Source organism: Thiorhodovibrio litoralis (assembly GCF_033954455.1).
In the GTDB taxonomy this organism is placed as follows: domain Bacteria; phylum Pseudomonadota; class Gammaproteobacteria; order Chromatiales; family Chromatiaceae; genus Thiorhodovibrio; species Thiorhodovibrio litoralis.
Genome location: NZ_CP121473.1, coordinates 4,490,266 through 4,507,820 on the forward strand (window position 1 = coordinate 4,490,266; position 17,555 = coordinate 4,507,820).

At 61.0% G+C, this 17,555-nt stretch carries 18 protein-coding genes and 1 pseudogene; 7 read left to right on the forward strand and 12 right to left on the reverse strand.

Translation table 11 applies throughout. The features are described from left to right. Positions 1-59 precede the first annotated feature (59 nt). From Thiosp_RS20460 to Thiosp_RS20470, 3 genes are all read left to right on the forward strand, one after another. Entirely contained in the window at positions 60-1,565 is a 1,506-nt protein-coding gene (locus Thiosp_RS20460; protein ID WP_201068417.1) for a class I SAM-dependent DNA methyltransferase, read from the forward strand. Further along, positions 1,562-2,779: a class I SAM-dependent rRNA methyltransferase gene (locus Thiosp_RS20465; protein WP_201068416.1), complete on the forward strand. Its 1,218-nt coding sequence runs from the start codon at positions 1,562-1,564 to the stop codon at positions 2,777-2,779. Before Thiosp_RS20460 ends, Thiosp_RS20465 begins: the two co-directional genes overlap by 4 nt. Before the next feature lie 123 nt (positions 2,780-2,902). Next, positions 2,903-3,718 carry a UDP-2,3-diacylglucosamine diphosphatase gene (locus Thiosp_RS20470; RefSeq protein ID WP_201068415.1) on the forward strand — a complete coding sequence of 272 codons (816 nt, stop codon included), beginning with the start codon at positions 2,903-2,905 and terminating at the stop codon, positions 3,716-3,718. 13 nt (positions 3,719-3,731) lie between these two features. Here the strand turns inward: Thiosp_RS20470 and Thiosp_RS20475 are convergent, their stop codons facing one another. The 9 genes and pseudogenes from Thiosp_RS20475 to Thiosp_RS20515 form a co-directional block, all read right to left on the reverse strand. After that, on the reverse strand, positions 3,732-4,670 hold the full coding sequence (locus tag Thiosp_RS20475; protein WP_323697132.1) for a GGDEF domain-containing protein: 939 nt from the start codon (positions 4,668-4,670) through the stop codon (positions 3,732-3,734). A gap of 201 nt (positions 4,671-4,871) precedes the next feature. After that, positions 4,872-5,594, reverse strand: a pseudogene (locus Thiosp_RS20480) (EAL domain-containing protein); the annotation flags it as partial. Positions 5,595-5,664: 70 nt separating this feature from the next. After that, positions 5,665-6,270, reverse strand: coding sequence for a phosphate ABC transporter substrate-binding protein PstS (locus tag Thiosp_RS20485; RefSeq protein ID WP_201068412.1), 606 nt, complete (start codon positions 6,268-6,270; stop codon positions 5,665-5,667). A 394-nt stretch (positions 6,271-6,664) separates the two neighbouring features. Continuing rightward, complete coding sequence (locus Thiosp_RS20490; RefSeq protein ID WP_242518847.1) at positions 6,665-7,363, reverse strand: hypothetical protein; 699 nt, start codon at positions 7,361-7,363, stop codon at positions 6,665-6,667. Positions 7,364-7,543: 180 nt separating this feature from the next. Beyond that, entirely contained in the window at positions 7,544-8,287 is a 744-nt protein-coding gene (locus Thiosp_RS20495) for a hypothetical protein (RefSeq protein ID WP_323696679.1), read from the reverse strand. A gap of 42 nt (positions 8,288-8,329) precedes the next feature. Next, the gene (locus tag Thiosp_RS20500; protein ID WP_242518845.1) at positions 8,330-9,076 is read right to left on the reverse strand and encodes a substrate-binding domain-containing protein; all 747 of its coding nucleotides are present in this window, start codon (positions 9,074-9,076) and stop codon (positions 8,330-8,332) included. A gap of 91 nt (positions 9,077-9,167) precedes the next feature. After that, on the reverse strand, positions 9,168-9,488 hold the full coding sequence (locus Thiosp_RS20505; RefSeq protein ID WP_201068411.1) for a hypothetical protein: 321 nt from the start codon (positions 9,486-9,488) through the stop codon (positions 9,168-9,170). Then, the gene (locus Thiosp_RS20510) at positions 9,489-9,710 is read right to left on the reverse strand and encodes a DUF433 domain-containing protein (RefSeq protein WP_201068410.1); all 222 of its coding nucleotides are present in this window, start codon (positions 9,708-9,710) and stop codon (positions 9,489-9,491) included. It abuts the gene before it with no gap. Between the two features lie 108 nt (positions 9,711-9,818). Then, positions 9,819-11,588 carry an extracellular solute-binding protein gene (locus tag Thiosp_RS20515; protein WP_201068409.1) on the reverse strand — a complete coding sequence of 590 codons (1,770 nt, stop codon included), beginning with the start codon at positions 11,586-11,588 and terminating at the stop codon, positions 9,819-9,821. Between the two features lie 567 nt (positions 11,589-12,155). On the opposite strand from Thiosp_RS20515, the gene Thiosp_RS20520 reads away from it, so the two are divergent. The 4 genes from Thiosp_RS20520 (at position 12,156) to Thiosp_RS20535 (ending at position 14,958) form a co-directional block, all read left to right on the forward strand. Next, a complete protein-coding gene (locus Thiosp_RS20520; protein ID WP_201068408.1) occupies positions 12,156-12,785 on the forward strand; it encodes a hypothetical protein in 630 nt (209 codons plus the stop codon). Then, positions 12,782-14,278: an MFS transporter gene (locus tag Thiosp_RS20525; protein ID WP_201068407.1), complete on the forward strand. Its 1,497-nt coding sequence runs from the start codon at positions 12,782-12,784 to the stop codon at positions 14,276-14,278. Before Thiosp_RS20520 ends, Thiosp_RS20525 begins: the two co-directional genes overlap by 4 nt. 80 nt (positions 14,279-14,358) lie before the next feature. Further along, on the forward strand, positions 14,359-14,682 hold the full coding sequence (locus Thiosp_RS20530; protein ID WP_242518843.1) for a polyphosphate kinase 2 family protein: 324 nt from the start codon (positions 14,359-14,361) through the stop codon (positions 14,680-14,682). A 78-nt stretch (positions 14,683-14,760) separates the two neighbouring features. Next, positions 14,761-14,958 carry a hypothetical protein gene (locus Thiosp_RS20535; protein WP_323697133.1) on the forward strand — a complete coding sequence of 66 codons (198 nt, stop codon included), beginning with the start codon at positions 14,761-14,763 and terminating at the stop codon, positions 14,956-14,958. A 101-nt stretch (positions 14,959-15,059) separates the two neighbouring features. Here the strand turns inward: Thiosp_RS20535 and Thiosp_RS20540 are convergent, their stop codons facing one another. The 3 genes from Thiosp_RS20540 to Thiosp_RS20550 all read right to left on the reverse strand — a co-directional run bounded on the left by Thiosp_RS20540 (position 15,060) and on the right by Thiosp_RS20550 (position 17,542). Further along, complete coding sequence (locus Thiosp_RS20540) at positions 15,060-15,467, reverse strand: hypothetical protein (protein WP_201068406.1); 408 nt, start codon at positions 15,465-15,467, stop codon at positions 15,060-15,062. A gap of 61 nt (positions 15,468-15,528) precedes the next feature. Beyond that, positions 15,529-16,293, reverse strand: a complete 765-nt coding sequence (locus Thiosp_RS20545; RefSeq protein ID WP_323696680.1) for a class I SAM-dependent methyltransferase — start codon at positions 16,291-16,293, stop codon at positions 15,529-15,531. Positions 16,294-16,348: 55 nt separating this feature from the next. After that, the gene (locus tag Thiosp_RS20550) at positions 16,349-17,542 is read right to left on the reverse strand and encodes a DUF3419 family protein (protein WP_201068404.1); all 1,194 of its coding nucleotides are present in this window, start codon (positions 17,540-17,542) and stop codon (positions 16,349-16,351) included. Between the last annotated feature and the right edge of the window lie 13 nt (positions 17,543-17,555).

A 17,555-nucleotide genomic window follows, 5' to 3' on the forward strand; every position in this document is an offset into this window, starting at 1 on the left:
CACCACCACCAAGGAGCAGGAGAACGAAGGACTGAAATGAATCGAGGCTACCCAACCGAATGAACACCGCCTCCATCATCTCCAAGGTCTGGAGCTTCTGCCACACGCTGCGCGACGATGGCGTGGGCTATGGCGACTATCTCGAGCAGCTCACCTACCTGATCTTTCTCAAAATGGCGGCAGAGTATGCCAAGCCGCCCTACAGCCGTGAGATGGGCATCCCGGCGCGCTACGACTGGGAGAGCTTAAAGCGCCGTCGCGGCGCGGAACTGGAAGCGCATTACATCGATCTGCTGCGCGAGCTGGGCACTCGGTCCGGCATGCTCGGCAAGATTTTCACCAAGGCGCAGAACAAGATTCAGGACCCAGCCAAGCTCTATCGGCTGATCAACATGGTCGACGAGGAGCAGTGGGTCATGATGGGCGCCGATGTGAAGGGCGACATCTACGAGGGGCTGCTGGAGAAGAACGCCGAGGACACCAAGTCTGGCGCCGGGCAGTATTTCACGCCGCGCGCGCTGATCCGCGTGATGGTGGAGTGCGTTCGCCCTGAGCCCGGCAAGACCATCGCCGACCCTGCCTGTGGCACCGGGGGATTTTTCCTCGCCGCCTATGACTTCCTCAACAACCCCGACAATCACCAGCTCGACAAGGCGCAAAAGGCGTTTCTCAAGCACCAGACCTTTCACGGCCATGAGATCGTCGCCAATACCCGGCGTCTGTGCCTGATGAACATGTTCCTGCACAACATCGGCGAAATCGACAGCGAGGGCATGATCTCGCCGCAGGACGCGCTCATCGCTCCGAGCCCAACGACCTACGACTATGTTCTGGCCAATCCGCCCTTCGGCAAAAAAAGCTCCATGAGCTTCACCAATGACGAGGGCGAGGAGGACACCGAGGAGCTGACCTACAACCGGCAGGATTTCTGGGCGACCACCTCAAACAAACAGCTCAATTTCGTGCAGCACATCCGCACCATGCTCAAGACCACCGGGCGCGCCGCAGTGGTGGTGCCAGATAACGTGCTGTTCGAGGGCGGAGCCGGCGAGACCATCCGCGCCAAGCTATTGGAAACCACCGATCTGCATACCATTCTGCGGCTGCCAACGGGAGTCTTCTATGCCCAAGGGGTCAAGGCGAACGTCCTGTTCTTCGACAACCGCCCGGCGAGCCCAGATCCACAGACCCGGGAGGTCTGGTACTACGACTATCGCACCAACGTTCACCATACCCTGAAGAAGAAGCCGATGCGCTTCGAAGATTTGGCGGATTTCATCGCCTGCTACCAGCCGCGCAACCGCCATGAACGCCGACCAACCTGGAACCCTGACACCAACGCCGAGGGGCGTTGGCGCACCTACAGCCGCGCGGAGCTGATCGCACGCGACAAAACCAGCCTGGATGTCTTCTGGCTGAAGGACAAGAGCCTGACCGATCTCGACAATCTGCCGGAACCCGAGGATCTGGCCGCCGAGATCATCGAGAATTTGGAGGCGGGACTGCGCAGTTTCCGCTCGGTACTGGCGGGACTAACCTCGGAGAATAACGACCACCCACTATGAATACCACGCCACTGTTTTTGAAGAAAGACCAGGAGCGCCGCCTGCTGGCCGGGCATTGCTGGGTCTACAGCAATGAAGTCGATACGGCGCGCTCGCCGCTGAAGGGACTGGAGCCGGGGGCGCCGGTGGAGCTGATCGCGCAAGGTGGGCGTTGGCTTGGCCATGGTTATGTCAACCCCAACTCCCTGCTGTGCGCGCGGCTGGTCAGTCGCGAGCGCAGGCTGCCGCTCAGCCCGGCGCTGCTGCTGGGTCGGCTGCACCAGGCGCTCAGCCTGCGTGAGCGGCTGTATACCGCGCCTTTCTATCGGCTGGTGCATGGCGAGAGTGACGGACTGCCGGGGCTAATCGTTGACCGCTATGGCGAACTGCTGGTGGTGCAGATCACCACCGCGGGCATGGAGCGCGAGCGCGGCGAGGTGCTCTCGGCGCTGGCGCAGGTTCTGCGACCGAAGCACATCCTGCTGCGCAACGATATCTCGGTGCGCGCACTCGAGGGCCTACCGCAGCAAGTCGAGTGGGCGCTGGGCGGCTTCGAGGGAGAGATCAGTCTGCGCGAAGGCGACATTGAGTACCACATCGACCCGGTGCAGGGGCAAAAAACCGGCTGGTTCTATGATCAGGCCGAGAATCGGCGAATGCTCGCGCGCTTCGGCGTCGGCCGCTCGGGCATCGGCGAGCGGGTGTTGGATGTCTGCTGCTATTTGGGCGCATGGGGCTTTGCCGCTGCCAGCGCCGGTGCGCGCGAGCTAAGTTTTGTCGACAGTTCAGCGGGAGCTCTGGAAAAAGTCGGCGCCACCGCCGAGCGCCATGGCCTGGATGAGCGCGTCTCCGATCTACTCCAAGGCGATGCCTTCGACGTGCTGCGATGTTTGCGGGATGCAGGACGCACATTCGACCTGATCATTCTCGACCCGCCAGCATTCATCAAAAAGCGCAAGGATCACAAGGAAGGCTTGCAGGCCTACCGTCGGCTGAACCGACTGGGGCTGGAGCTAATGGCCCCCGATGGACTGCTGGTCAGCTCGTCCTGCTCGCATCATCTCAGCCGCCAGGAATTCCACCACAGCATTCAGCAGGCCGCCCGCAGCGCTGGGCGCGAGTTGCAATTGCTGTTCGACGGCGGTCAGGGGCCGGATCATCCGGTGCACCCAGCCATTGTCGAAACCGCTTATCTCAAAACTGCATTCTTGCGTGTGCTAGCACCGGCTAACTGACGCGCATTTAACCCAACCTTCACCTCCTCTCAACAGCATCGCAACAAAGCTCGGTAACCATAGCGCCAAATTGATCAAGGCGTTGAGTTTGCCAGCACGCATGCAGCTGCGGGGAGGATGAGAATGAGTCAGGTCGAGGCCTTGCGGCCGCTGAGATATCGCACCATTTGGATCTCGGATATCCATCTTGGCTTTCATGGCTGTCAGGCCGATTTTCTGCGCGATTTTCTGCGCGCGACAGCCTGCCGCCAGCTGTATCTGGTGGGCGACATCATCGATCTTTGGGCCTTGCGCAAGGGCCTGTACTGGCCTAGTGCGCACCAACAGGTGGTCCAGGCTGTGCTGGAGAAAGCGCGCAACGGAACCCAAGTGACCTATGTTCCGGGCAATCACGACGAACTGCTGCGCGGGCATCTCGGCGAGGATTTTGCCGGCGTCGCCATCCGCGACGAGGTGGTCCATACCACGGTCGATGGTCGCCGTCTGCTGGTGCTGCATGGCGACAAATTCGACCACGTGGTGCAGAAAGGCCCATGGCTCGCGCACATTGGCGCCACGCTTTACGATCTGATCCTGGGCATCAGCCAGCCCGTGAACCGCATCCGCCGTCGCCTCGGGCTGCGCTATTGGTCCTTGGCGGCTTTTCTGAAGCGCCGGGTCAAAAACGCGGTGAATTACATTGGCAACTTCGAGCAGATCGTCGCAACCGAAGCGCGCAAGCATCGCGTCGACGGCATGGTGTGCGGTCATATCCATCATGCCGAGATGCGCGAAATCGACGGCGTTGATTACTGCAACTGCGGCGATTGGGTCGAGAGTTGCACCGCCTTAGTGGAGCATCACGATGGCCGCATGGAGTTGCTGCGCTGGACCGAGATTCGCGAAGTCCTTGGCAGCGATGCGGCCAAAGCTCCCGAGCCTCTGGCCGAAGCGGCCTGATTAGAGCTCCCGATTAGGCATCAGGGCGCTCACCCGTGATGGCATCGGCATCGATTGTGGCCTCGGCCTGTCCAATGGGGGAGGCCTTGGCGGATTTTTTCAGTCGGGCGATGATCTGGGATACGTCCTCGAGCGTGAAGGCGGCAGCGGTCGCGGGAATCCAGAGCATCGCGGCGCTGCAGCTCAGCAGCGGGAACCTCACCAGGTCTCCGTGCCGATTGGTGGCCTCGATATAGCCGCGCTCGCGGGTGGCCGCGTCGTATAAGCTCTGCGCTTCGTGCTGGAATTGGTCGAGCAGGTCGGAAACGCGCTGGTGGACATCCTCGTGTACCAGCGCGCGGAATCCGGCGAAAAAATCATCGCCGCCGACATGACCGATGAAGCAGGACTGTCGCGGGAGCAGCTTGCGCAGCAGGTCGGCAAAGAGCGCGATGGCGCGGTCGCCAATGCGAAAGCCATAGGTGTCGTTGAAGGGCTTGAAGTTGTCGAAGTCGAAATACACCAGGCAATAGTCCTGGCAATGGTCTTCAAGCACTTGCTGCACGTAGTCGATGATGGTGTTGTTGCCGGGTAGGCGCGTGAGCGGGTTCTGGTCCCGGGCCGCGGCCAGGTTCTTGCTGTCGACAATCTGCAACAGCGCCGCCTGGGAGATGAAACCGGCGTAGGTGAAGTTCTCGGTCATGATCATGCCCGGCGGGCTGTCGGCGGCGGCGTAGGCCTCGAGCAGGCGCTCGGCGGGACAGTGGATGTCGATGCTGGGGCAGGGGGTGAGAAAATCAATCAGGCGTTTGCGGTACGCGCTATTGGAGAGCAACTCGCGGCCGTAGCTTGAGTAGATGTAGCGCTTGAGGTCTTTCTCACACACCAGGCCCCGGGGCTTGTCGGCGCGGTCGAGCACAGGAAAGAAGCTGCATTCGCTGTGGTGCTTGAACAGGTCGAAAACCTTGCGCATGTCGTCGTCTTCGCGCAAGGTCGGCAGTTGCTGGATGCGGCTGAGAATCAGCGTCGAGTCGCTATCGGACTGACGCCGGGATGGGCCCACCGTCCGCGGCACAATGCTGTAACTGGAGGCGAGGCGCGCAATCTTTGTTGTCGGGCGGGCGATAAAGAAACCCTGGGCGAGATCGCAGCCGATATCGCGACAGGCGGTCAGCTCGTCGGCAGTTTCCACTCCCTCGGCAACCACCTGGACGCCCAGCGTGTGGGCGAGGTGCACGGCATTCTCGACGAACAGGCGCCGCTTGTGATCCCGCGCGATGGATGAGATGAAAAAGCGGTCGATTTTGATCAGATCCGGTGGAAACTCGTACAAGAGCTTCAGGCCCGAGTAGCCGGTGCCGAAGTCGTCGATCGCGAACAGAAAACCCTTTTGGCGCAGGCGTTCCACGGCGAGCCGCGCTTGCGGCTGCGCGGTCAGGTCTTGCAGTTAGGTCAGCTCGAAGCAGATGGTGGGGGTGGGAAGTCCGTGGCGGCTTAGGCAGTCATGCGTCATTTGGCCCCTGCGCGGTTCCTTGATCAGGCTGCGCGAGTCGAGATTGAACAGCAAACGTGCCTGGCCGATGTTGGCGCCGATGTTGGTGATGGCCGCGAAGCTGTCAATGGCCTTGTCGCGCAGGGCGCTTTCCAGTTCGAGTAGGCTGCCCGCCTCATCGGCACCGTCGAAGAGTCGCGCGACGCTGGGAAAATCGATCCGCTCGAGTCCGCGCAGCAGTGCCTCGAAGCCAAAGACGGCGCCGGTGTGAATGTTGACGATGGGCTGGAAGGCATAATCCAGCTTCTCGCACAGGGCGCACACCGCGAATCCATTAATGGGAGGCGAGAAATCAGGCGGATAGGGCATGTGAATGTCCGAGGGGCGCGCAATGTGAATGCTCATGCGGCTTGTCTTCCTGAATGACGGGGAATGAACGAGCAAACGCGCCCCGGGCTGACCCTCTTAGCTTGGATCAATCGCTGTCGTGCAGTGCATCGAGTGCGGCCTCGGTGATATCGGGCGCCAGTGGCAGATAGCCTAGGGAGCCGGCGGTAATCTTGATGCGCTGGGCGACGCCCTCGTTGCCGCGAGCAGTCATGGTGCCGCCGGGCCAGTCGATGACCTTGGCCGCGCCGAATTGCTGGCTCCAGCCGTCGTGAATGGCGCTGAGATGATTGGTGAAGGCAAAGGTGGTTCCGCTCGCGTCCTGCCGCGCCACCAGTTGAATCAACTTGGCGGGCAGATCGAGATCAGGATTGGCGGCGGCAATGCGCGGATCATCCCAACGGGCCACCTTGCCGAGAAAAATCTCCGGATACAGCTCGCGCGGGAGCCGCAGCGGTCCGTCCACCCCCGGCAGGTTGTAAACCAGCGCGATCATGCCTGCGGTAATGGGGATTTGGGCAAAATCCCAGTCCACCGCGTCTGCTTGCCCTTGCGTGACCGGTGCATCCGTGGTGCCAATGTCGGTCTCCCCAGCCAAGAAGCGCTTGACGCCCTCGCCACTGCCGATGGAATCGTAATGGATGGCGATCTCGGGGTGCTTGGCGACATAGTCCGCGCGCCATTGCTCGAACAAGGGGGGCGGCGAAGGACGAGCCCGCGATCAGAATGGTGTTGGTTGGACTTGCCTCGCTCGCCTGGCTGTCATGCGCGCTTGCCGGTTGGGCGTCTGGACTTGGCTGGCAACCAGCGAGGGCGACGGCAAGACAGCCAAGAATGGTGGCGAAAAGCGGACGGATGTTGCGGAACACTTGACCTTACCCCTGAAGAATCCTGAAGCGGCGAAGGACTCCGGGCGGCTAGAAAAGGGGATGGCCAGAAGCCGCCCGGATACCCACTGCGATCGAACTATAACGCCGCGAGATCAAGGATAGGTGACGGTTCGATGACGGCCAGATTGCGTCGCATGACAGACCCGGTTGGCGCGGGACGCTTTGTGCCGAGCGATGCGACGAGGCGGGGTCATGAGCTCAGTCCGCGGCGGGCTTGGCCTCCATGCTGGCCGCTTCGCGGAAGTAGCCTTCCAACTCCAGGCCGTAGTCGATGGCGCGGCCGAGCTCGGCGGTGAACTTCTCGACCGCGCCGGCGGAATTCGCCAAGGCCAGGTCGTGCGCGGTGGAGTCCACGGCGCCGGCGGCGCGCTCGGTGTAGGTTTTGGTCTGACCGGTGGCATCGAGCTGGAAGGGACCGGTCAGCTCGCGCGGGTCGACACGGTTGAGGATGGCCAGATTGCGGTTGAGGTCGGCGATGGATTCGATCAGCTGTTGCTTCACGCGCAGATAGCGTGACAGATACTCGGTAAAGGTGGCATAGGCGTTGAGGTTGCCGATGTTGGCCGGGTCGGTCAGATACTCGGGTGTCCATTGCACGTCGAGCACGTTGAAATAGTTCTGGAAATCGAACAGATCCACTTCCGCGTCCGCGCGCGCGAGCATCTGGTAGGCACCGCTCAGGGCTTCCTCGACCCAGCGCTCGCGGTCTTTCCAATCCTTTCGGTTGCCCTGCATCTCGGCGGTGTCGAAATCATTGCCGCCAAAATCAAAAGCGCCGAATTTCTTGAAGAAATCGCCCAGGCTGCCGGCTTGGGCGGTCGCGATCTGGCCGAGACCGAGCGCGAGGAGCAGCGACAGAGTCGCGGCAAGACGGGAGCAAATGTTGGTCTGTTTCATAAGGGGTCTCCGTCTGGTCAAAATGTTTTCTGATTCCGCCAAGTCAGGCGGTTTTGCATTGTCCGATTTGGATTGGATCGGGAGCTGGTCGGCGGGGCGTCCTGGCGATTGGGCCTTGGCTTTCGTCGCGACGCGTCTAATGACGCAATGCGCATGAAGGGCAATAAAGCCGCGGGGCGACTACAACCGCAACCCGCTGGGATCGCCGAGTTCATCATAGGTTTGGATCAGCGCTTGAATCACATCCCCATTTTGCCGCGGAATCAAGACTTGTGAGGCTTTGATCAAGTCCGGAATCAGCCCGTTGGCCTCGACGAAGTCACCGAAGACCTGGTTCATCTCCGCGTTGGTGATCTCGGTGCTGACCGGGCGGAAGCCTTCTTTTTGCAAGGCCAGCAGCTGCATGTCGCGGGTGAGCAGATAATCCTTGAAGCGCTTGGCGGCCTCGACTTGCTCGCGCGAATTGCCATGGCGCAGGGTGTAATAGGGGTGATCCGATACCAGATTGTACTTGGGATAGCGGATCATGGGCTTGGCGCCGTCCGGGTCGTTGGCGTCGCGGATGAAGGCAAGCTTGACCGCCAGCTTCTCGTAAATATAGACGGTCGTCAGCGGTTGGCCGCCGTAGCCGGCTTGCATCAGGGGCTCGGCCAGCTTGCCGGTGCTGGTCTTGCTTTGATCCGACATGAACTTAATAAAGGCCAGATATGCCTGGAAGTCGGGGTTTTCCAAATCCTCCAAGCGCAGGGTGTAGCGGCCGCGTTCCTTGGCGAAGAACTCGAACGCCATGGTCACCAGGGCCACCGCGCCCGAGTTTGAGCTGGACGGGCGGGTAAAGCCGAACTGATACAGCCGGCCATTGGGGTCGACGGGGTCACCCTTGAGCTCGCGGTGGAAAATCTCAGTGATGGTATCGAAGCTCATCGATTTCTGGAGCTTGTCATCGATGGCCTGCTGCACCGGCGCTCAGGTGACGAAGACCATGGGGCTGCGGGCGACGGATTCGTCGGTTTCAAACAGCTTGCCACCAGTGAAGGCGTCCTCCACCACACCGCGAAAGATGCTCGAGGCCGGCGCCCAGACCTGATATTCGTTGCGGCCTTGGTGCATGGATTTGCCGTCGCGAATCAGGCTGCCGGATTTGATCGAACCGATTTTGTCGATGGTGATGCGAATCGGCTTGCCGTCGATGCTTTTCAGGTCAGGATCGGCCATGAACCGCTGCGCGGCCTCCTCGAACCAGCCGCGCTTTTCCGAGCCGGCGGCGATCTTCACCTCGATGACGTCTCTATCCTCGGGCACCGGGTATTGGACGTGTTGCTTGCCGCCGGTGCTTGGCGTGACCTTGACCGGCGCGACCTTGAGCTGTTCCTCGGCGACGATGGTGTCGATGGCGGTTTCGTTGTCCTTCGGCAGCACCTTGGGCGCCGGACTCTCGGGCGTGCTCTCGAGTTGCTGATCGGGCGCCTGCTTGGTTGGTGTCGGGGCTGGTGTCGGGGCTGGCGCCGAGGCTTGCGCGGGTGTCGAGCCCGATGCCGAACCGGGCGCCGATTGGGGCTTGGCCTGCACCTTGGACAGGTCGACGTTCAGCTCGCCGAAGTCGAAGAGCTTCTCCGCCGCCGTGGCGGTGGATGGAAGACTGGCGAAGGCGAGCGCGAGCGTCAGGATGGTCGCTAACGCCGAAAAATGCATCTGCGTGGATTTCGCATTCATCTGGATCACCGGGTTTCTTTCATCTCAGTCTGTGCCGAAACATCTGCCGTGCCAGACTCCGCCCATGTTTGAATCAGCGCCAATTTGAGGATCAGTCGATTGAGACCTCGGCATAGCTCCCAGGAATCGCCGACCCCAGAGCAGCAACAATGGTCGCGGACGCTGCGCGGATGCGCGGCCAACTCGTCGTTTCGAGCACCAGTATGGCCATGGATCGGCCACTCAGATCCTGTTGATGCTTCAGGTTTTTGTCTGTTGTCAGAAAGACCTCGAAGCCATCGGCCTCAGCTGCCGCAAGGAGTTTTCCGTTCTCTAGTCGCGACCAGCCGCGCTCGTACACTGTTACGACATCCTGACCAGGAAGCAGGCGCCGCAAGGGCACTGGTACACCTTGGTCGAATAAAATTCGCATTCAGGCCGCGGCTAAAGCGCTTGCCGCGACATAGTCCAAAACGGCACGGACCTGATCAGCGCTGACGCCAGGAAACAGCTCAGCAAATTGCACAACGGTCATGCCATCCTCGAGGTTCTCGAACAAGGCGGCCACCGGTACCCGGGTGCCGCGAAAGACCCAGGCACCACTGACACGCTTGCTACTGCGTTCCAGTACTGAGCAATCGGACCAGTCAATCATGGTAAACAAAGCTCCTAGGCTGTCAGGTAACCACGCGATTCCGAGTGAGATTCAGGGTGTGATTCGGGCCGTGGGAACGAGACAAAGTCAAAGCAACTGCGGGCCAAATCACAATAAATCGCTGAAGCGCTGGAAGATGGCGCGAATCTCGCCGGAGTCGCCGCGACGGGTCTCGCCGCCGGCGGACTCGGTGATGGCGGTCAACTCGCGGTCGTCGGCCTTCTCGCCGAAGGCGACGCCAAACACCGGAATGCGGCATTGTGGATCGCCAAAATAGCCCCCCTGGCCGTCCGCCTGGCTGTAGCCGATTTTTTCGATCAGTTCATCGGTGGTGATCTTGTAGGCATTGTCCTTGCCGTCGGTCAGCACCACGATGACGCGGATCGCGGACTGGTCGGCATGGGCTTTCTGGTCGGCGCAGATGTCCTCCCAAGCCTCGGCGATGGCGCCGCGCATGGCGGTGCCGCCCTTGGGACGCGCGCGCCCGAGTGTCTCCGCGAGCTTCTGCTTGCCGGCGGCGTCCATGGCAATGGGCTGACCCTTGGGGGTCAGGTCCGAATAGGCCACGGCATAGTCATAGAACAAGAGCGCGAGCCGATCCTGATCCTGCATGCGGTTGGCCAGTAGCTCGGCACTCTCCACCGCCATCTCCATGCGGCTGCGCATCGTGCCGCGTTCGGCATCGCGAATTTTCGCGTCCATGCTGCCGGAGCGGTCGATAATCAGGTAGGCAATGGCCTCGTTCTTGATGCCGCGGAAGGCATCGCGCACGGCTTGCACCACCGCCCCGCTGGGCGCGGCCAGAAAGCGATGCACGGTATCGAAAGGCTGCACGCCGTTCTCGGCGTTCCAGACCTTGTCATAAATCCCCTGGTCGATATCCAGCGCCACCCCGGGGCGAAAGCCGTATTGCAACGCCTGCGCCTGCACTGGCGGCGACATCAGATACTCGAAATAGCGCTTGGCCCCTTCCTGCTCGTCGGCGTCGACCCAGTCGCGCTTGACGATGGCGAAGGGATGATTGCTGACAAAGGTGCCTTCGCGCGGGTAGACCGCGACCAGCCGCGGATAGCCGAGCTGGTCCTGGCGGATGCTGTTGTTGGCCTGGATGACATCACTCTCGTAGAGCACCGCAGCATCGGCGTATTGGGGGCCGCCCTGGGTCATCTTCTTGGCATAGAAACCGGTCGAGGCGCCATAGTGAATGACATGCTCATGCACCTTCTCGACGAACTCCCGCACCTTGGGGTCATCGACCGCGCTCATCGACAGGCGCGCGACGGGATTGCCGCTCGCCACTTCCGCACCCGCGAAGAACTGCGCCACCAGCGCCGAGAGCCCGCTGTTGGAGCGCTCGGGGTTGGTCTGGCCGTAGCGGATCGCGTCGGCGCCGGCCTGCTCGAACAGGCTCTTCCAGCCGACGGCATCGGCCCCGCCGAGACGCTCGACCACCGGCTCCCAGGCGGCGATGACCACCGGGGAGGAGACCAAGAAGCCGTCGATGCCGAGCAGCTCGCCGGCGCCTGCCTCGGTGCTTTCGTGGTTGATGAGATTGACATAGAGATCGGACGCCGGGCTGGTGGCATGGACCTCCTCGGGACCGGAGCCACCGTTCATGATTTCGTTGACGCTATCGCCCGAACCCTTGGGGATGGCGTTGACGCAGATGGGCTTGCCGGAGGCGGTCTTCACGCCCTCGGCGTTGAATGCCTCGGTCGCTTCATGGATCCAGGCGGCTTTCTCCGAGCCGTAGGTGAAGCGCACCACCACTTGATCATCGGCGGGAGTACAAGTATTCGCCTGCTTGGCGGTCACGAGCGATGGCAGACAAAGCGCAAGCAAGAGTGCCGCGAAGGACAAGGGTGTTGAATAACGCATGGCAGTAGCCTTTGTCTCACAAGAGGGCGATTGCATCGGTTTGATGCAAGGGATTGGCCGGAACAAGTTTCGACAGTCGGATAATGCCAGAAGCTCGAGCCGACAACCAACCCAAAAGGCATTAGCAAACAGCTGAAAAGGCGGTCTTTTTGCCGCGCATCAACAAAGATCGGGAAAGCTCGGAAGCGGTCATCGAATCGTCATCAATGCAGCGTAGTCTTTTGCGCTTTTTTTTCCGCTCAGAGAGCGCACCGAGCTACTCGATGCCTTCGGCCATCACCAGGATACCCTGCCACCGACATGCTCGCTGGAGACAAGAACCAGCGCTTCAGTGCTTGGTTGCGCGAGCATTACGTGGTCGACGCTACCGTAGCAAAAGGTTAGTGTGTCTCAGTGTGGGGCGATCGGGCGCAGCTCAACAGCGTTTTGATGGATGGATGCCGACATATTCCGTCCTGCAGTGCGTTTTTTGTTGTGGATCTAGCAGGCCGTCAGATCAGCGACACGGTAAGCGCACTCGGAGCTGAACCGAGGGACTTCGGGCGCGATCGTTCGACGCGTCCCTATATGCGTGAGGCGGTTCCCGCGTGGGGCTTCCTGCTCTCGGATGCCTATGTCGGGCTGGTATCGCATCGCCCATCGCTGACCGCCTTGCACGTCGTGCGCCGCGACTTCGAGCTGCTGGGTTACGTCGGCGCAACCTTCAATCTCAAGGACCTACCGGTGACGGCGAAGCTCTACGAAGACCTGCCCCACTGGCTGCAGATCAAAGGCGACCCGTCGATTCGTAACACGGTCTTGCTGCAGACTCGGGTTGAGAGCCCCATGGATCAGAACCTGGATCAAGTCCTCTCGGTGATTGAGGAGTTGCTGGTCGAGCGGGGAATGTTTCAGGGTGTCGTTCACTTCGCGAGCAGTCGAGCAACGATTTGGACCCTGGATGACCCATTGCGCTACCGCATCCTCGATCATGAGGCGCTCTCGGACCCGGACATTTGCCTCGCCTATCCCTGTCGGGTCTATTCAGCTGAGACTGTGATCCCGCAGGAGAGTATCTCGCCGATTCTCAAGGCGCTGAAGGATCTGCGCTTGATGGACGATACCGGCGAGTGTGCATTGATTGGTAATCGGGTCGTCACGCCAATCCGGTACTTTCTGGAATCTGTATTCGCGAGAGCAATGGAGCAAAGACCATGAGTAGCGCCGTCGCCGATGCTTCGGACGTGGATCACGTGCCGCACAGAAGCGTCCAAAGCTACATCGACGAGACCCCCTTATGGTCCGATGGCACCGGCACGGCCGCTGTGCCCATGACGCGGATGCAATGGCGCATCTGGATGCTGGCCACCGCGGGCAAGTTTTTCGAGGGGCTGGTGGTCTTCATGACCGGCGTGGCCCTGCCCCTGATGGTGGTCGAGTTCGGGCTCACAGCAGCTGAAAAAGGCGTCGTTGGGGCGGCGACCCTGGCCGGCATCCTGATCGGCGCCTCGGCATTGGGCGGTCTGGCCGATACCTTCGGGCGCAAGCGGATGTTCATCGTCGAGCTGATCATCTTCGTCGTCTTCCTGGTCGCGCTGAGTCTGAGCCCGAGCTTTCCCTGGCTGGTGGTCTTCTTGTTCGGCGTTGGGCTGGCGCTCGGCTGTGATTATCCCACCGCGCATCTAGTGATCTCCGAGAGTATCCCAAGCAAGGATCGCGGCAAGCTGGTGCTGAGCGCTTTCGGCTTTCAGGCCGTCGGCGCGCTGGTCGGCACCGCGGTGGGCTACCTGATCCTGGCCAATCTGCAAGACGAGAGCGCTTGGCGCTGGATGTATGCCACGGCGATTATTCCCGCGATCCTGGTCATCATTGGTCGCCTCTCCATCTCCCGCAGCGCGCATTGGCTCCTTGAGCAGGGACGAGTCGCGGAGGCACAGCAGGAATTGATGCGCCGACTCGATCGTGAGCCGAAGTATCCCAAGCAGGTGCGTCTCGATCGTCCTGCTGAGGAGGCAGTGCACGACCAGAGGCAAGGGCGCAAGCGCGGCTATGGACAGCTCTTCAGGGGCAAGACACGGCGCGCGACGATCCTCGCCTCGGTCCCCTGGTTTTTGCAAGACCTGGGCACCTATGGCATCGGTATCTTCACACCCACCATCCTCGCCGCCGCCTTGGGACACCAAACCTCGCATCCGCATAACCTGACCGCGATCATCCACAATGACATCCTGGCCGCGAAAGGGGCGGCGCTGCTTGATGTGCTGCTGATCGTCGGCATCCTTGCCGCGGTGCTGCTGGCCGACAAGGTTGGACGCATCCGCCTGCAAATCATCGGCTTTGTCGGTTGCGCGGTGGGGCTCGCCTTGGCCGCCGTGTCGCAAACGCTCAGCGGTCCCTTGCAGATGACATTGCTCGTGCTCGGCTTCATGGTCTTCAACTTCATGACCAACATGGGACCGAACGCGCAGACTTATCTGATTGCTGGCGAGATCTTCCCAACCCGCATCCGCGGCAAGGGCGCGGGCTTTGCCGCTTCGTTTGCCAAGATCGGCGCCGTGACCACCGCCTTCCTCTTTCCAGTGCTGCTGGCGCAGATCGGTACCGAGACGCTGCTCGCGATTCTGGTCGGCACCTCGCTGGCCGGCGCCTTGATCACCTGGCTGTTCCGTATCGAGACCGCGGGCAAGAATCTGGAAGAGTTCGAGGATTAGAAGGGCTTGCGCAGCCTCGGGCGACAGGGCTTGCCAAAGCCACGCATCCTCAGTGCCGTAAGACAGATAGTTATCCAACAATGCACAATCTCGACGGAATGGACTGGATCCAGGCGGAACTGCAGGATTCATTCGATGAGGATTTCGAGCTAGAGCTGTCCGAACCGGCGCTTTCACTCGAACTGCGCAAGCTCTATAAGCGCCGGCATCCGGAGACCCTCGATCGCAACACCTATTTTCGCGCCCTACTGACGCTGCAGGCCGAGTTGATCAAATTGCAGGATTGGGTCGAGCACACCGGTGAGAAAGTCGCCGTCATCTTCGAGGGCCGCGACGCCGCCGGCAAGGGTGGCGTCATCAAGCGCATTACCCAGCGGCTCAATCCACGGGTGTGCCGGGTCTAAGCCCCATGGACCTGCAATCGCGCGTGCGCTGGGAGCGCCTACACCAAAGCCAAGGAAGAGACCTTCGCGCGCTCCAACATCCACGAGGCGCCCTGGTTCGTGGTCGAGGCCAACGACAAGAAGCGCGCGCGCCTTAACTGCATTCACCACCTGCTGGAACAAATCCCTTACACGGAAGTTGAGCACGAATCCATCAGCCTGCCGGACCGGGTGTTCGATCCTGACTATGAGCGTTCCACCCTGCCGCGCGAGCTGATGGTGCCGGAGCGGTATTGACGCCTTGCCCGCGCTGCCTGCTCGGCCGTGACTGATCTTATCAAAGCCAGTGGTGCTGTTAAGCTCGAAAAAATGCAGCGACCATTAGCCGCGTCGGGCATTCAATCAGCGACAGTCACAATTCCCATTTCCACCAGCACGGTCATTGCGATGGACGCGATAATCATAAAGGCGATCGCGCCGATCGAGATAAAAATGACCATGCGAGCACCGCCACGCTCGTCCTCGCAGGCTGTGACCGGGTTGCGGCCGTCCCAGAGGCAGGAAAGCGGCTGACCTTCCTGATAATCACCCATGTCATTGAAGGTGACGCCAAAGTCGCCGATGCGCTGGCGCAACTGGGCATCATCCGGACGCACAACGGCCTGCCAGCGTCCATTGACCGTGTGTACCTTAACGACTTCGCCCGTGAAAGGTTGGTAGTGGCGGTATTTACGCAGCTTCCCCCGCGCGGCAACAGCCAAGACCGCAAAGGCAAGGCACCAAAGTGCGGCGAACAGGAAGCCCATCAGCTTACCCCGTCATCTGTGTTGAAAAGGAAATCAGGCTGCGTCGGCGCAACCGCGGTTCTCAACCCAACCGGCCGAGAAAGCGATAATAAGGAACCGAGAATCCCGGCAGATAGGGCACGGACGCACGTTCTTCGCTGAATTGATGCGCGGGGAACCGCGCGCGCAGTGCAGCGAGATGTTCAGGGTTTGGGTGCACGCCGTCGTGCGCGAACCAGCGCGGCCAGAACCAGCGTGTCAGCGCGCCGTGGCGAATCTGCCCGTCTGGCGGCTTCGCAGCCGAGACATAAAAATCCACCACGGCGAAGATCCCGCCCGGCTTAAGCATGGCCAGCGCGTTATCGATGGCCGCGCGCCAGTCCGGTATCATGCTTAGGGAATAGGCGCAGTAGACAGCATCCGCCGGTTGTTCTGGCTGCCAGCGGGTCGCATCCGCCTCGATGATTCGCACCTGGGGGCGGTCGGAAAATTTCCGCCGTGCTTGTTCGAGCAGTGCCGGGCAAAGATCCACCAAGGTGACCTGGCCGAAGGCATCCAGCCGCGCGCCAAAAAACTCCAGATTACGACCGGTACCGCCGCCGAGCTCGATGACATGTGCATCGCCCAGTGCATCCGGGCGCTCATGCAAGAGCGTGGCGTGCAGGTCATCGATCAAGCGTTCGCGTCCATGCAGCAGCCGATCACGGAAGAGGTCGTAGTGACCGGCCTGGGGTCCATAAAAGGCTTGCAGCCGCGTGCGTTGGTCACCGCTTTTGGGCTGGCCGCGCAGCAGATGCAGCAGGATGCGCAGGTCGCCCCCAAAACGGCTTACCGGACTGCTAGCCACTTTTGGCTGCGCTGACCGCACGGACGCCGGCTCGGGTTTCACTGCCTGCGCGCGCTCAGACGCGGACATCGGCAATATGAAAGCCGGCGTATGTATGCACCCGGTCCTGCGCCTGGAGTTCGCCGGCCAACTCGGGGTGGAAGCGCAAGCGATCGCTCAGGCGGCTGCGCTCCGGCCCCAGCTCCAGGGCTTGCAGATAGCGCGGCGCGGCATGGGCACTGCGGAAAATGATGCGGGCATCGCCGCGTGCGCGAGCCAGAATCCACTCCCACTCATCGGCCAATGCCTGGGGCTGATAACTGCTCATCCAGTCCATGTGATCGAGCAGCACGTATTTGGAGATCGGCTTCTCGTGGTGTCTGAGAAAATCCGTTACCGTGCAGGTATGGAGCCCGATGCAATCGGCCGCGCCGGCCTTGAGGCGCGCGAAGTTGTCAGGTTTCAAGTACTCCGGGCAGCAGTTCTCTGTGTAGCGCCCGCGGATGTAGACCATCCAGAAGTAGTTGGTCCATACCGGCAATTGGCGAAAGACATAGCCAATGGCGTCGCGCACGAAACCGGCCACACCACTGTCGTGTTGCTCTTGGACCTCCTTGCGCTGCGGATGCGGAACCCCGAGCATGCTCATGGTGAGTTGGCGCGACAGGGTCCAGTTCATTCCCTTGGTCCAGATCAAGGGGTCGACTCGGGTGTCGTAGATGTGACGCTGTTCTTCCAGCGTGCGTGTATCGAAGAGTTCCCGAATGCTGGCGGCAAGGCGCGGGCGCACTTTGAGATAGGTTTGAAAAGCGCGTGCCACGGTGCCAGAGAGACCGTGAAAATAGAAACTCCCGCGTGGCTGGCCGAACCAACCGATGCGTTTGTCCCAAAAGGCACGGGCATCATCGCCGAGCACCGGGCGCAACTCATGGCGATAGAGGGCTTGCATGCGCGGATGATGCCCTTCACCAAAGGCAGCAAAAAAGTCCTCAAACTCGAGACGGCGAATAGCCGCCAGCTTGAGTTCCAGCAGCGCATTCTGGCGCGGATTGGCGTCGACGGCATGGATTTGCTCGGGGCCAACCAAGGCATAATCCAGCACATTACAGCCAGCGCTGGTAATGACCAGGAGGTGATCCGTGGCATCAATGTTGAGCGCCTGGCGATCAATCGCCGGGTCTTCCCAACAGGTGTTATAGACCAGGGCGCGGGAGTAGATCGCGTCGAAGACCTTCTGATCGACACGGTCGGCCAAGGTTGAGGTGCGCATTAGGGTGGGTTCT

Coding starts and splice junctions, on each gene's coding strand:
- Thiosp_RS20460 (WP_201068417.1), top strand. CDS start 60: ATGAACACCGCCTCCATCATCTCCAAGGTCTGGAGCTTCTGCCACACG.
- Thiosp_RS20465 (WP_201068416.1), top strand. CDS start 1,562: ATGAATACCACGCCACTGTTTTTGAAGAAAGACCAGGAGCGCCGCCTG.
- Thiosp_RS20470 (WP_201068415.1), top strand. CDS start 2,903: ATGAGTCAGGTCGAGGCCTTGCGGCCGCTGAGATATCGCACCATTTGG.
- Thiosp_RS20475 (WP_323697132.1), bottom strand. CDS start 4,670: ATGCGCAAGGTTTTCGACCTGTTCAAGCACCACAGCGAATGCAGCTTC.
- Thiosp_RS20490 (WP_242518847.1), bottom strand. CDS start 7,363: ATGAAACAGACCAACATTTGCTCCCGTCTTGCCGCGACTCTGTCGCTG.
- Thiosp_RS20495 (WP_323696679.1), bottom strand. CDS start 8,287: ATGAGCTTCGATACCATCACTGAGATTTTCCACCGCGAGCTCAAGGGT.
- Thiosp_RS20500 (WP_242518845.1), bottom strand. CDS start 9,076: ATGAATGCGAAATCCACGCAGATGCATTTTTCGGCGTTAGCGACCATC.
- Thiosp_RS20505 (WP_201068411.1), bottom strand. CDS start 9,488: ATGCGAATTTTATTCGACCAAGGTGTACCAGTGCCCTTGCGGCGCCTG.
- Thiosp_RS20510 (WP_201068410.1), bottom strand. CDS start 9,710: ATGATTGACTGGTCCGATTGCTCAGTACTGGAACGCAGTAGCAAGCGT.
- Thiosp_RS20515 (WP_201068409.1), bottom strand. CDS start 11,588: ATGCGTTATTCAACACCCTTGTCCTTCGCGGCACTCTTGCTTGCGCTT.
- Thiosp_RS20520 (WP_201068408.1), top strand. CDS start 12,156: ATGCGTGAGGCGGTTCCCGCGTGGGGCTTCCTGCTCTCGGATGCCTAT.
- Thiosp_RS20525 (WP_201068407.1), top strand. CDS start 12,782: ATGAGTAGCGCCGTCGCCGATGCTTCGGACGTGGATCACGTGCCGCAC.
- Thiosp_RS20530 (WP_242518843.1), top strand. CDS start 14,359: ATGCACAATCTCGACGGAATGGACTGGATCCAGGCGGAACTGCAGGAT.
- Thiosp_RS20540 (WP_201068406.1), bottom strand. CDS start 15,467: ATGGGCTTCCTGTTCGCCGCACTTTGGTGCCTTGCCTTTGCGGTCTTG.
- Thiosp_RS20550 (WP_201068404.1), bottom strand. CDS start 17,542: ATGCGCACCTCAACCTTGGCCGACCGTGTCGATCAGAAGGTCTTCGAC.